Raw genomic sequence first — 13,149 nt, 5'->3', positions numbered from 1 at the left:
GGAGGAGCGGCATGTTCGAGCGGGTCGAGCGCGACGGGATCGCGATTCACACGGCGCCATCGCTCTTCGAGACCGCAGGCGTCGGCATCGCCTTCTCGGAGCGCGGCGGCGGGACGAGTGCGACTCCGTTCGAGTCCCTGAACCTGGCCGGGCATGTGGAAGACGGCCCGGGCGCTGTGGACCGCAACAGAGCGCTGTTGCTCGAGAGTATCGGCATCGCGGCGCTTGCCGACCGCCTCACGACGGGCGAGCAGGTGCACGGCACCAGTATTGCCGAGGTGACCGTGGCGACAGCGGGCTCGGGGGCCCGCGTCACGGGTGGACGGCCTCCGATCCCAGACGCGGATGCGCTCTGGACGCGCGAGCGGGGGATTCCGCTCATGCTGATGTTCGCCGACTGCGTCCCGGTGGTGCTGGTGAGGCCGGGAATCCCGGCTGTGGCAGTCGTGCACGCGGGATGGCGCGGAGCCGCAGCCGGCATCGTCGGACACGCCGCGACACTGCTGCGTGCACTTCCCGGCGATGACGATCTGATCGCCTTCGTCGGCCCGCACATCGGATCGTGCTGTTACGAGGTGGGACCGGAATGCGTGTCGCATTTCGATAACCGCTTTGTTACGATTACCGCGGCCTCGTCCCATCTGGATCTTGGCGCGGTCGTAGGCGCAGACCTAAAGCGATCGGGAGTCCCGGAAGGTCGCCAGTGTCACCTCGGTATCTGTACCGCGCACAACACCGATCGCTTCTACTCGCACCGCGCCGAGGGCCGAACCGGACGGCACGGCGCGCTCGTCGTTATTCTCTGATCGCCCTCGCGCTCGTTCCTGTTGTCGCGACAGCGCTGCTGTCCGGCTGCTCCGACGGCGGCATCACGCACCAGGAAGTGATCGTGACGGGGTCGACCACGCTCCTGCCGATCGCCGAGGTCGCCGGTGAGATGTACGCCGAAGGACACGAGGGCACGTCGATCCTCGTTTCGGGCCTGGGTTCCTCGGCAGGCATCGAGAGCGTCTCGAAGGGATCCTCGGACATCGGCACCTCGTCCCGCGAGCTCAAGGAAGAGGAGTTCGACCTCGGCCTGGACGACACGCCCGTTGCGTTCGACGCGATCGCGGTCATCGTGAATCCCGACAACCCCGTGACCGGGCTCACCACCGAAGAGGTCCGGGCGATCTTCGCGGGCGAGATCACGAACTGGCGTGAGGTCGGTGGCCCGGACATGGAGATCGGCCTGGTGAACCGCGACGAGGCCTCCGGCACGAGAGAGGCGTTCCACAAGATCGTGATGGGGGATTCGCTGTTCGATCGTGGTGCCGTGGTGCTGCCCGGCACCGGTCAGGTCCGCGCAGTCGTGGCACAGGTCGAGGGGGCAATCGGCTACATCTCGCTCGGCTTCGTGAACGAGGAGGTCAGGGCGATCGCGATCGATGGCATCGAGCCTTCGGAGGCCACTGTGGTCTCGGGTGAGTATCCGGTGCAGCGGGTGTTGCATTTCTTCACCGAGGGCGAGATGAGTGACGCCACGGCCGACTACATCGAGTATGTCCTGTCGCCTGACGTTCAGGATGCGATCGTGCGGGACGCCGGCTTCATCCCGATCACCGCCAAGGAGGGCCTCGGTGGCTGAGCAGGAGCAGATGCCGCAGCCCGCCCGGTCCGGCACGCTGAAGATGATGTCCCGCGCCACGTACATCAGAGAGGCGCTGCTCAAGAACACCTTCCTGGTCTGCGCTATCGTCGCCGTTGCGGCCGTGGCGCTCATCTTCGTCTTCACCATGTGGCGTGGATGGCCCGTCGTGCAGGAGCCGGGACTGGCGGATTTTCTCGGGGGAACCGAGTTTTCCTCAAGCCTCGACCTCTACGGCATCCTTCCCCTTGTGAGCGGCACGCTTGTCATCACGCTTGGCGCGCTGCTTCTCGGAGCGCCGCTTGCGATCGGTACGGCGGTGTTCCTTTCCGAGATCGCTTCACCGCAGATGCGCAGGATCGTGCGCCCGGCGGTGGAGATGCTCGCGGGCGTTCCTTCGGTCGTGTACGGCTTCTTCGGGCTGGTGATCGTGCGACCGATCGTCGCGGAGATGACCGGCGGGATGGGTTTCGGCACGCTCACGGCATCATTGATCCTCGCGGTGATGATCGTTCCCACGATCGCGACGCTGACCGAGGACGCGCTCGGTTCCGTGCCGCCCGGCATCCGTGAGGCGAGCTACGCGATGGGCGCCACCACATGGCAGACCATCCACAAGGTGCTCCTGCCGGCCGCCAGGATCGGGATCATCGACGCCACAATCCTCGGCATGGGCCGCGCAATAGGGGAGACCATGGCAGTCGTCATGGTCGCCGGCAACGCGCCGCAGTTCTTCAAGGGTCTCGGCGAGCCGATCGCGACCATCACGAGCCAGATCGTGATCGACATGAGCTATGCCTCGGGCACACATCGGACCGCGCTCTTTGGCATGGCGATCATCTTGTTCCTCATCTCGATGGGACTCGTCGCGCTCGTTCGCGCGCTCTCGCGACTGAACGAGAAGAGGGCGTAGGCGATGGACAAGCGCTGGGCGAACCGAATCGCGGTCGGGACACTGTGGCTCTGCGGCATCACCACCGTCGCGGTGCTTGGCGCGGTCATCGTGTACGTCGTCGTGCGGGGCATCGGCCAGATCACGCCGGAGTTCATCTTCACGCGGCCGCACGGCGTGAACGCCGAGGGAGGCATCGGCCCGACCATCGTCGCGACCATGTACGTGACCGGGCTTGCGATGCTCATCGTCACGCCGATCGCCGTGCTTGCGGCGGTCTATCTGGCCGAGTATGCGGTACAGGGTCGTCTCGTGAACACGATCCGGTTCGCTGCTGACACACTGGCAAGCGTGCCGTCGATCGTCATGGGCCTCTTCGGCTTCGCCTTCTTCACCGAGGCCATGGGTCTTGGGTTCTCGGTGCTCTCGGGTGCGCTTGCGCTCTCGTTTCTCATGCTGCCGATCGTCATGCGCGCCACGGAGGAGGCTATCCGCTCTGTCCCGCGCTTCATCAGGTGGGGCAGCTACGGGCTCGGCGCGAGCAAGTGGCAGACGGTGAGCCGGATCGTGTTGCCTTCGGCGATGCCGCGTATCCTCACCGGAGTCATCCTCGCGATGGGGCGCGCGGTGGGCGAGACGGCCGTCGTCATCTTCACGATGGGCGAAGCGATCAACACCCCGATTTCACCGCTCGACCCCGGCCGTTCGATGACGGTGCATCTGTACCGGCTCGCGATGGACGGCATCAACATGGATGCGGCGTACGGTACCGCGCTGCTCCTCATGGTGATGATCCTCTTCTTCAACCTGTCGGCCCGGTGGCTTGCCGCCCGGAACAGAAGGGTCACGGAATCATGACACCGCCATTCTCGGCGCCCAAGGCCGAGGCGCTCACCGGCGCCGCCAAGTTCGCGGTTCGGAACCTTGAGTTCTACTACGGCGACTTCCACGCGCTCACCGGCATCAACATCGATGTCCGGGAGAACTCGGTCACGGCGTTCATCGGTCCGTCCGGCTGTGGCAAGTCGACCTTCCTGCGGTGCCTGAACCGGATGAACGACCTCATCCCCGGCACGCGCCTCGAAGGCACGATCACCCTCGACGAGGCCGATATCTACGGGCCGGGCGTCGATCCGGTGGACCTCCGCCGGCGGGTGGGGATGATCTTCCAGCAGCCGAACCCGTTCCCGATGTCGATCTATGACAACGTGGCGTTCGGGCCGCGCCTGCACGGTGTGACCAAGAAGGCCGAGCTCGACGAGATCGTCGAGAAGGCCCTCGTCCGCGCGAACGTCTGGAAAGAGGTCAAGGACATCATGGCCCGGGGTGGGCTGACGCTCTCCGGCGGTCAGCAGCAGCGCCTCTGCATCGCTCGCGTGCTGGCCGTGCAGCCGGACGTGCTCCTGATGGACGAACCGTGTTCGGCGATCGACCCCACGAGCGTGCAAAAGGTCGAGGACCTGATGGCCGAACTGAAGAACTCGGTCACGATCATCATCGTCACGCATAACATGCAGCAAGCGGCGCGCGTCTCCGATGAAACGGCGTTCTTCCTGCAAGAACGCCAGGGCGAAGCGGCCGAGCTGATCGAGTTCGGCCGGACGGCCGAGATCTTCACTAGTCCGCACGATCGGCGGACAGAGGACTACATCACCGGTCGGTTCGGGTAGGGAGAGTGTAACGGGCGTGCAACCTCGTAGGCGCCGGCGCTGACTATAATCGGGTTTTGCAGAAGTCACCCGACTGAGGAGATCCACATCATGCGCGAAGGCTATCGCAAGGAACTCAAGGCCACCAAGGCCGAGGTCGTCGAGATCGGGCGCCTGGTCATCGAGATGACGCGCGACGCCATTACCTCGCTCGTCGAGGGCGACGTCGACTTGGCCGAGCAGGTCATAGCCAGCGATGACGTGATCGACACGCGCTGTCTGGCGCTCGAGGAGCGCACGCTCGAGATCATCGCCACTCAGTTCCCGGTAGCACGCGACCTGCGCCTGCTGTACTCGCTGGCGCACGTCTCGATGCATATGGAGCGCATGGCCGATCTCGGCGTGAACATCGCCAAGGCGGCGCGTCGCACCGCTGCACGCCGGGGGCCGCGCACGCTCTACGACCTCATCCGCGCGCAGGGCAATCTCGTGCACCGCGTGCTCGAGGCCATGCTCGAGGCATTCGAGACGAACGACCTCGAGCTCGCGTACAAGCTGAAGGAGATGGACGAGCCAATAGACCACCTCTTCAAGCAGTTCTTCCGCGAGCTCAGCAGGTTGCAGGACGAGGACGACATCGAGTGGGCGAGCAGCATGGTGCTCGCGTCACGCTATCTCGAGCGCATCGCCGATCACGCGGTCGACATCGGCGAGCGGCTCGTCTACATGGTGACCGGTGCGTTCGAGGCGTTCGATGAGTCGGCCGAGGGTCAGGAGCCGCAGGGCGCGTGAGCCAGGTAGCCGAGCGATACGAGTCGGTCCGGACGCGGGTGTGCGATGCCGCGGACGCTGTCGGTCGCGACGCCGATGACATCACGATCGTCGCGGTTGCCAAGACGGTTGGTCCGCCCGAGGTCCGCGACGCGATCGCTGCAGGCGTGACGGACTTCGGCGAGAACCGTGTGCAGGAGTTCGAGGCCAAGCACGGGTTGTTCCCGCAAGCGCGCTGGCACTTCATCGGCACACTGCAGTCGAACAAGGTGCAGCACGTGGTCGGCAAGGCGTTCCTCATCCACTCGGTGGACTCGCTCAAGCTGCTCGAGCGCATCGACCGGGTTGCGGGTGCGCTGGGGGTCGTGCAGCCGGTACTGCTCGAGATGAACGTGTCGCGCGAGGCGTCGAAGCACGGCATGGATCCAGGGGAGGCCGAGGAACTCGTGCGTGCCTCGCTCGAACTGCCCGGCGTTGCCGTGCGCGGTCTGATGACCATCGCCCCCTATGCGCGACCGGAGTCGGTGCGTTGGGTCTTCCGCGACCTGCACGACCTGTTTGAATCCCTTTCGGCTATGCGTTTCAATGGGGTTGAACTAACCGAGCTCTCCATGGGCATGACGAATGATTTCGGCGTGGCCATCGAGGAGGGTGCTACCATCGTGCGCATCGGCAGAGCTATCTTCGGCCGGTGACACGATAGGCCAAGCGAGGCGAGGAGCGAACCGTGGGCTTCATCCATGACATCAAAGCGAGACTCGGCCTCGGCGATGACGAGTACGACGAGTACGACGAGTACGACGACGAAGACGACGGCACGGAGGCGCGCGACCTTCCGCGCAGCCCGTACGAGGGCGAGCCGCAGTCGATTCGTCGCGTGACGCGTGAGCCGGACCTCGACAGGGCGCGCGAGGCGGCGCGGCAAGGGTCGGTGGTCGCGGGCCCCGGTGTGCAGCAGGTTCCGCAGGTGAAGATGCAGATCGTCGAGCCACGGACGTACTCCGAGGCGCAGGCGATCGCCGACAAGTTCAAGCAGGGCATTCCGGTGATCATGAACCTCACGATGACCGACCAGGACCTGGCGAAGCGGCTGCTTGATTTCGCATCGGGCCTCACGTATGGCCTCAATGGCGGCCTCCAGAAGGTCTCCGACAAGGTCTTCATGCTCACACCTGCCAACGTGGACGTGAGCGACGCCCAGCGCGCCGCGATGCGCGACAGGGGCCTCTTCGGCATGGATCGGTGAGCGCGGCTGTGAGCGCTCCGTACACGCTCGTCATCATCGGCGGCGGCCGCATGGGCGAGGCCATCGCAGCCGGTCTCGTATCGTCCGCCGCGCTCGAGGCGAGCAGCATCGCTGTCGTGGAGCCGTCGGCGCCGCGACGGGACGTGTTCGAGCGGCACGGGATCGCTGTGTTCGCCGACGGTCACGATGTGCTGGCGGGCGCCGAGATTGTGCTCTTTGCGGTGAAGCCGCAGGTCATCGATGCGGTGGTCGCACATCTGGCTGATGACATCGAGGCCGGTGCGATCGTCGTCTCGATCGCCGCCGGGATCACCACTGCACGCCTTGAGGCGCTGCTGCGGGGCGGAGCCGCTGTCGTCCGCGTCATGCCGAACACCCCGGCGATGGTGGGGGCCGGCATGGCGGTCGTAAGCGGCGGTCGCGCTGCGGATCCGGCGCAGGTGGAGCGGGTACGCGAGCTGTTCGAGGCGGTCGGCGATGCCCTCGTCGTGGACGAGGCGGTCCAGGACGCGGCGACCGCGATCTCCGGTTCGGGACCCGCGTACGTGGCGCTGTTCGCCGATGCGCTGGCGGAGGCGGGCGCAGCCCAGGGCCTGGAGCGCGACGTCGCGCTGCGTCTCGCGGTCCAGACGTTCAAGGGGACGGCCGAGCTGCTGCTCGCGAGCGGCATGGAGCCGCAGGAGCTCATCGATGGTGTCTCGAGCCCCGGCGGCACGACGGTTGCTGCTCTGGAGGCCCTGGAGGCAGGCGGCTTCCGGCCGACTGTCGACGCGGCCGTCGCGGCTGCCGTGCGGCGCGCAAAGGAGCTGGGCTCGTGAGCGTCAAGGACATCATTCTGGGACTCATGGACTTCTACGGAATGCTGATCATCGTCTACGTGCTGATGTCGTTGTTCCGCCCGTCGTCGGGGATCCTGTACGACGCGTACGTGGCTCTCGGCACCGTCGTTGAGCCGTGGGTCGGCATTTTCCGAAGAATCGTTCCGCTCTTTGGGATGATCGACTTCTCGCCGCTCGTCGCAATCCTCGTCTTGCGGCTCATCCAGAGGCTTCTATCGTCTCTCCTGTAGTGCCAGTTGGGTTAGAATCGCCTAGTAGTCCATGCGGTCGAGGAAGGGTCCCTCATGAAGCTCACGCCGCTCGATATACACCACAAGGAGTTCACCCACGCGCTGCGTGGATACAACGAGGCCGAGGTCGACGCGTTCCTCGACCAGGTGGCCGATGAGCTCGAACGCCTGTTCAAGGAGAACATCGACCTCTCCGAGAAGAACGAGGCGCTCGAGGCCAAGGTGCGCGACTACCAGGACATGGAGCGCACGCTGCACAACACGCTGCTGTCCGCACAGCGCTCGTCGGACGAGATGATGCACAAGGCGCAGCGCGAGGCCGATGCCGTGCTCAAGGATGCAGAAGTGAAGGCCAAGGAGGTCATTCACAACGCGCTCACGAGCAAGCAGAAGGCAACGGCCGACCTCGGCCGGATCAAGCAGGCCGAAGAGGAATTCCGCGGCAACTTCAAGGCACTGCTCGAGCGTCACCTCCGGTCGCTCTCCGAGTTGACCGTGCCCGAGGACGTCAAGCTGATGATGGGTCAGGCCGGTCAGGAGACCGTCGTCGACGCCGACGTCTTCGAGCCTGTCGCCAGCTTCGCTCCGGCCGAGCCGCTTGACGTGCCCGCCGAGCCGCTCTTCGACCAGGTGGCGGAGCAGCCGGGGGCACCGCCTGCGGCAGCACCTGCGGCGGCGCCTGTCGCAGAGCCCCCGTCGGCGACTCCTGCCGTGGTTGCGAGCCTGCACCTCGGCGATCTCGGCACGCCTGATCTTGAGCCCGACGCCACCATGGAGTTCGATGTGGCGGAGTTCGGGTTCGGAGAGCGCGACGAGGACGTCGACATCGAGGAGATCGACTAGGTCCGGGGCACGATGCGGATCGCCGTTCACGTCACCCCCAGGTCGGGCCGCGACGAGGTCGTGGGCTGGCACGGGGGTGAACTGTCTTTGCGGGTGACGGCCGCTCCCGATGGCGGCAAGGCCAACGCCGCTGCATGCGAATTGCTGGCGCGCGCACTCGACGTCCCCAAGTCCACGGTGCGTGTCGTGCGTGGCGAGACAGCGCGACACAAGCAGGTGGACGTGGCAGATGCTACCGCCGAGGACGTAGCGCGGGCGTTTGGCGAACCCCCTGCGGACGTACGGGGGTAGCGATGGGCGTCCGTCAGGTGCCGGTGGAGTTGCCCCTCGGAACGTCCGGCCGGCTGTCGGTCGAGATGACACCTGATGGTTTGGCGATCAGAGGGCCTGCCGCGCACGATCATGCCTGGACGTGGACCGCAGCCCTCTTTGGCGTTCCGTGGCTCGTTGTGGTCGTCGTTGCGAGCATCTGGTATCTGGGTTGGGGAGTCCCCGACGGCATCGTAGCGCGCGTGCTGCTGTGGATCGTCATGCTCGCATTCACCGTGGCGCTGCACGCCCTCGCCCTGCTTTCGATATGGTCGGCGGTGTACGGGCGGACGGGCACCGAGACGCTCACGATAGACGCCGAGCGGATCACGATCATGCGGCAGGCCGGCCGTGTGCCGATCAGGCTGCACATCCGTCGGACGATCGTGGAGCGCGCCGAACTGCTGCCCATGCGGGCGGGGAAGCCGCATCCGCGGATCGAGGTGAAGTCGTGGCGGTCCGCGGTGCGCTTCGGCGCGGCGCTGGATGAGGGGGAGGCGAGCGCCTGCGTGAGCACCATCAACGCTCTCTTCGAACGTGATGAGGCGGAGCGACACGCGTTGACCCCCGATGATGCTGGCGCTACCATCGCACGTACGCGGCCGGAAGGCCGAGTGTTCGACCCAGCGATGAAGGGGACGAGTAGGGCCAAGTTCGGCCTCGGCAAGCGAGCGGGGACAGTGAAAGCCCGCGAGGCACGACGGCACCGAACATCACCCCCGAGCTTCGGCCCGAACGGCCCCAAGGCCAAGTAGACGCCGACGGATCAGCCCCCGTTACCGGGCTACCGAGTGGCGCAGCCTCGTCTTGAGGTGCGCAAGCTGGGTGGTACCGCGGAGTGACCTCATCCGAGGCGCGCTTCGTCCCAGATGCGGACGGGCGCGCTTTGCTGTTGTGTGGCACCGCACGTAGGCGAGAGGACAGGCTCCATGGCCGAGAAGAACGACTACAAGAGCACGATGAACCTGCCGGAGACCGACTTCCCGATGCGCGCGAATCTGAGCACGCGCGAGCCGGAGTGGCTGAAGTTCTGGCAGGACATCGACGTCTATGCCCTGACCCTCGAAGCGAACAGGGACGGGGAGCTGTTCGTGCTCCACGACGGCCCTCCGTACGCCAACGGCCACATCCACATGGGCACCGCGTACAACAAGGTGCTGAAGGACCTCATCGTCAAGTACAAGTCGATGCGCGGGTACTGCGCGCCGTACGTGCCGGGCTGGGACTGCCACGGCCAGCCGATCGAGCACCAGGTCGAGAAGAACCTCGGTCCCGAGAAGATGGCCGCGATCGGCCAGGCGAAGCTGCGGGAACTGTGCCGGGACTACGCGCTCAAGTTCGTGGACGTTCAGCGCGAGGAGTTCAAGCGCCTCGGCGTGCGCGGCGAGTGGGAGGATCCCTATCTGACGCTCAAGCCGGCGTATGAGGCGGGCAACGTCGAGATCTTCAAGAAGATGTACGCCGACGGCGCGATCTACAAAGGCGCGAAGCCGATCCACTGGTGCATCCGCTGCCACACGGCGCTTGCCGAGGCCGAGATCGAGTACGGGGATGAGACCTCCAACTCCATCTATGTGGCATTCAGGTTTGCCGATGCGACGCCGTGGGATGCCGAGGGTGCGGTGTCGGTTCTCATCTGGACGACCACGCCGTGGACGCTGCCTGCCAACGTCGCTGTCACGCTTGCCGAAGACGCCGACTACGTGGGCGTGAGAGTCGTCGGGGGCCGTGTGTTCGTGATGGCCGAAGACCTGGTCGAGCAAGTGGTAGCGCACGCCGGATGGGAAGGTCACGAGGTGGTCGGGCCCCGCGTCAAGGGAAGTGCCCTCTCCGGTCTTCACTACGCGCAGCCGATCCACGAGGGCGTGCAGGGCGTCATCATCACCGGCGACCACGTGGAGCTCTCGACCGGTACCGGCGCCGTGCACACCGCACCCGGACATGGCGATGAGGACTACCTCGTGGGCGTGAAGTACGGCCTGCCGATGCCGATGCCGGTACTCGACGATGGAAGGTTCGATGCAGGTGGTGGCCCCTTCACAGGCATGAACGTCTGGGACGCCAATCCGAAGATCATCGAGTGGCTTTCCGAGCGAGGATCGCTCGTGGCTACGGGAAACATCCTGCACAGCTACCCTCACTGCTGGCGCTGCAAGCAGCCGGTCATCTTCCGCGCCACCGAGCAGTGGTTCGTATCCATGGAACGCACCGGCCTCAGGGATCACGCGATGCGGGCCATCGGCGAGGTGCAGTGGATCCCCGGCTGGAGCGTGAACCGCATCTCGGCGATGGTGGGTGACCGTCCCGACTGGTGCATCAGCCGGCAGCGTGCATGGGGCGTTCCGGTACCCGTGTTCACCTGCACCAAGTGCGGGGAGACGGTGGCTACCGAGGCGACCTTCGATGCGGTCATCCGTCTGTTCGAGACAGACGGCGCAGACGCGTGGTTCACGAAGCGCCCGAGTGAGTATCTGCCCGCCGACACTGCCTGTGGTCGTTGTGGCGGCGGCGTCTCCGATCTCAAGCCGGAAGACGACATCGTCGACGTGTGGTGGGAGTCCGGCGTATCCCACACGAGCGTTCTCGAGAAGCGTGTGGAGCTACACCGTCCAGCTGAACTTTACGTTGAGGGTTCTGATCAGCACCGCGGCTGGTTCCAGTCGAGCCTTCTTACGAGCGTGGGCGCGTACGACGCCGCGCCGTTCAAGGCCGTGCTCACGCACGGGTTCATCGTGGACGGCGACGGGCGCAAGATGTCCAAGTCGCTCGGCAACGTGATCTCGCCGCTCGACGTGATCGCCAGGTCGGGCGCTGACATCATCCGTCTGTGGGTCGCCGCGTCGGACTACTCGCAGGACGTGTCGGTCTCGGATGAGATCCTCGACCGCATGGGCGAGGCGTACCGCCGCATCCGCAACACGTTCCGCTTCCTGCTCTCGAATCTCGCCGACTTCGATCCGGCAGATTCGGTGGCGTGGGCCGACATGCCCGAACTCGACCGTTTCGCGCTCGTGCAGCTCGCCGATCTCACCGAGCGAGTGACGGCGTCGTACGACGACTGGAAGTTCCACCAGGTCTTCCACGCCGTTCACGGCTACTGCGTGACCGAGCTCTCGTCGTTCTATCTCGACGTGCTGAAGGACCGCCTCTACGCGGACGGCGCCCGTTCGGCGGGCCGGCGGAGCGCGCAGACGGTGCTCTCGCAGGTGCTGCTGACGCTCGTGCGCCTCATGGCGCCGGTGCTCTCGTTCACCACCGAAGAGGTCTGGCAGTTCATGCCCGCAGCGCTCCGCGGAGATGTCGTAAGCGTGCATCTCGCAGGCTGGCCGACACTCGACGTGCCTGCCGAGGAGGCCAGAGAGCTTCGCGACGCCTACACGGTCGTGCTGGAGGCGCGCGAGACTGCCACGAAGGCTCTCGAAGAGGCCCGCAACAGCGGGATCGTCGGGAAGAGCCAGGAAGCCCGGCTCGTCCTCTCCGTCCCCGAGCGAGCACTCGGCGTACTCGAGGCTCGCGGGCGGGAGTCCCTCGCGGAGATGTTCATCGTCTCGGAAGTGGAACTGCTTCCCGCCTCGGATGACGTGGTCGGCGTCCGGGTCGAGCGCGCAAGTGGCGAGAAGTGCCCGAGGTGCTGGAACCTGCGTCCGCTCCGCGATGACAGCCTGTGCGCACGGTGCTCGGAGGTCGTCGCTTCGCTCCGCTGAGAACGGCTGCTCAAGGAGAGCTTCGCGCGTCGGGTGGTATACTCAACGCAGCACGTGACGTGCAGAGCTCTGGCGCCCCCTCGGCGGGGCGCTTTGCCATACATCCCCCAAGTGCGAGGGAGGACCCGCGATGGACGCGGCGACCATGAAGAAACTCAGAACGGCGCTCGAGGCAGAGCGTGACCGGCTTGTGGGCGAGATCGAGGATTACGAGCGCGAGGATCAGGAGACGCTCTCCGACGTTTCGGGCGAGAACAACTACCGCGACCACATGGCCGACCAGGGCTCGGCGACTTTCTCCCGTGAGCTCGACATGACGCTCGAGGGGCAGGCGCGTGAGAACCTCGCGCAGATCGAGCGCGCGCTGGCGCGGATGGACGACGGCACGTACGGCGTCTGCGCTCGCTGCGGGAACGTGATTCCGCCGGAGCGGCTGGAGGCCATGCCCGAGGCCGAGCTGTGTGTTTCGTGCAAGGAACGCGAGGAGAGCGTTTAGTGACCAAGCGTCGCGTGGCGGTCCTCGCGGGGACGGTGCTGTGCATCCTGGCGGCAGACCAGATCACCAAGGCGCTCGTGCGAGCCTCCTTCGAGATCGGCGAGTCGCATCCGGTCGTCTCAGGCGTACTGTGGCTGACGCACGTGCACAACACCGGCGCTGCCTTCGGCATGTTCCGCGGGCAGCAGTGGTTCCTGATCGGCGTGGCGATTGCGGTCCTTGCCGCCATCGGGTGGACCGCCGTGCGCGTCAGACTCGAGAGTCCGCTCGCGCGCACGGCGCTTGCGATGATCGCAGCCGGCACGCTCGGCAACCTCGTTGACCGCGCGGTGTCGGGCGGTGTCACCGACTTCCTGGATCTGGGTTGGTTTCCGGTCTTCAACGTGGCGGACATCTCCCTCGACGTGGGCGTAGCGCTTCTGGTGTGGTGGCTGCTGTTCAGTTCCGAGCACGCCAAGGACGCGGGCGTTGCTGCTGCGGTGGTAGCCTCTCCGGAGGAGCCGGACCCGGCCGAGGGGCAGACCTCGGCGGAGGTCGAGTGAA

16 protein-coding genes are annotated in these 13,149 nt (G+C 65.8%); all 16 read left to right on the top strand.

Annotated elements, in window-relative coordinates; genetic code table 11:
- Nucleotides 1-11 precede the first annotated feature (11 nt).
- The 16 genes from Q7W51_09160 to lspA all read left to right on the top strand — a co-directional run bounded on the left by Q7W51_09160 (nt 12) and on the right by lspA (nt 13,148).
- Entirely contained in the window at nt 12-806 is a 795-nt protein-coding gene (locus Q7W51_09160) for a polyphenol oxidase family protein (GenBank protein ID MDO8848538.1), read from the top strand.
- Complete coding sequence (locus Q7W51_09155; protein ID MDO8848537.1) at nt 803-1,627, top strand: phosphate ABC transporter substrate-binding protein; 825 nt, start codon at nt 803-805, stop codon at nt 1,625-1,627. The genes Q7W51_09160 and Q7W51_09155 overlap by 4 nt, the downstream gene beginning before the upstream one ends.
- A complete protein-coding gene (gene pstC / locus Q7W51_09150; protein ID MDO8848536.1) occupies nt 1,620-2,540 on the top strand; it encodes a phosphate ABC transporter permease subunit PstC in 921 nt (306 codons plus the stop codon). The genes Q7W51_09155 and pstC overlap by 8 nt, the downstream gene beginning before the upstream one ends.
- Before the next feature lie 3 nt (nt 2,541-2,543).
- Nucleotides 2,544-3,377 (top strand): phosphate ABC transporter permease PstA, encoded by an 834-nt coding sequence (gene pstA, locus Q7W51_09145; GenBank protein MDO8848535.1) that lies wholly within the window; start codon nt 2,544-2,546, stop codon nt 3,375-3,377.
- Nucleotides 3,374-4,189: a phosphate ABC transporter ATP-binding protein PstB gene (gene pstB, locus Q7W51_09140; GenBank protein ID MDO8848534.1), complete on the top strand. Its 816-nt coding sequence runs from the start codon at nt 3,374-3,376 to the stop codon at nt 4,187-4,189. The genes pstA and pstB overlap by 4 nt, the downstream gene beginning before the upstream one ends.
- A gap of 90 nt (nt 4,190-4,279) precedes the next feature.
- Nucleotides 4,280-4,960 (top strand): phosphate signaling complex protein PhoU, encoded by a 681-nt coding sequence (gene phoU, locus Q7W51_09135; protein MDO8848533.1) that lies wholly within the window; start codon nt 4,280-4,282, stop codon nt 4,958-4,960.
- Nucleotides 4,957-5,634: a YggS family pyridoxal phosphate-dependent enzyme gene (locus tag Q7W51_09130; GenBank protein MDO8848532.1), complete on the top strand. Its 678-nt coding sequence runs from the start codon at nt 4,957-4,959 to the stop codon at nt 5,632-5,634. The genes phoU and Q7W51_09130 overlap by 4 nt, the downstream gene beginning before the upstream one ends.
- A 32-nt stretch (nt 5,635-5,666) precedes the next feature.
- Nucleotides 5,667-6,185 (top strand): cell division protein SepF, encoded by a 519-nt coding sequence (sepF, locus tag Q7W51_09125; protein MDO8848531.1) that lies wholly within the window; start codon nt 5,667-5,669, stop codon nt 6,183-6,185.
- An 8-nt stretch (nt 6,186-6,193) separates the two neighbouring features.
- A complete protein-coding gene (proC, locus tag Q7W51_09120; GenBank protein MDO8848530.1) occupies nt 6,194-7,003 on the top strand; it encodes a pyrroline-5-carboxylate reductase in 810 nt (269 codons plus the stop codon).
- Nucleotides 7,000-7,254 (top strand): YggT family protein, encoded by a 255-nt coding sequence (locus tag Q7W51_09115; GenBank protein ID MDO8848529.1) that lies wholly within the window; start codon nt 7,000-7,002, stop codon nt 7,252-7,254. The genes proC and Q7W51_09115 overlap by 4 nt, the downstream gene beginning before the upstream one ends.
- Nucleotides 7,255-7,308: 54 nt before the next feature.
- Nucleotides 7,309-8,097 carry a DivIVA domain-containing protein gene (locus Q7W51_09110; GenBank protein MDO8848528.1) on the top strand — a complete coding sequence of 263 codons (789 nt, stop codon included), beginning with the start codon at nt 7,309-7,311 and terminating at the stop codon, nt 8,095-8,097.
- Between the two features lie 12 nt (nt 8,098-8,109).
- Nucleotides 8,110-8,388 (top strand): DUF167 domain-containing protein, encoded by a 279-nt coding sequence (locus Q7W51_09105; protein MDO8848527.1) that lies wholly within the window; start codon nt 8,110-8,112, stop codon nt 8,386-8,388.
- 2 nt (nt 8,389-8,390) lie between these two features.
- Nucleotides 8,391-9,161: a hypothetical protein gene (locus tag Q7W51_09100; protein ID MDO8848526.1), complete on the top strand. Its 771-nt coding sequence runs from the start codon at nt 8,391-8,393 to the stop codon at nt 9,159-9,161.
- Nucleotides 9,162-9,335: 174 nt separating this feature from the next.
- Nucleotides 9,336-12,110, top strand: a complete 2,775-nt coding sequence (gene ileS, locus Q7W51_09095) for an isoleucine--tRNA ligase (protein MDO8848525.1) — start codon at nt 9,336-9,338, stop codon at nt 12,108-12,110.
- Between the two features lie 130 nt (nt 12,111-12,240).
- On the top strand, nt 12,241-12,606 hold the full coding sequence (locus Q7W51_09090; GenBank protein ID MDO8848524.1) for a TraR/DksA C4-type zinc finger protein: 366 nt from the start codon (nt 12,241-12,243) through the stop codon (nt 12,604-12,606).
- On the top strand, nt 12,606-13,148 hold the full coding sequence (lspA, locus tag Q7W51_09085; protein MDO8848523.1) for a signal peptidase II: 543 nt from the start codon (nt 12,606-12,608) through the stop codon (nt 13,146-13,148). Before Q7W51_09090 ends, lspA begins: the two co-directional genes overlap by 1 nt.
- The last annotated feature ends 1 nt before the right edge of the window (nt 13,149 follow it).

Source organism: Coriobacteriia bacterium, assembly GCA_030652115.1.
Taxonomy (GTDB): Bacteria; Actinomycetota; Coriobacteriia; order Anaerosomatales; family Anaerosomataceae; genus UBA6100.
The sequence above is the reverse complement of the archived record's forward strand: the minus strand, read 5'-3'. Positions and strand labels throughout refer to the sequence as shown.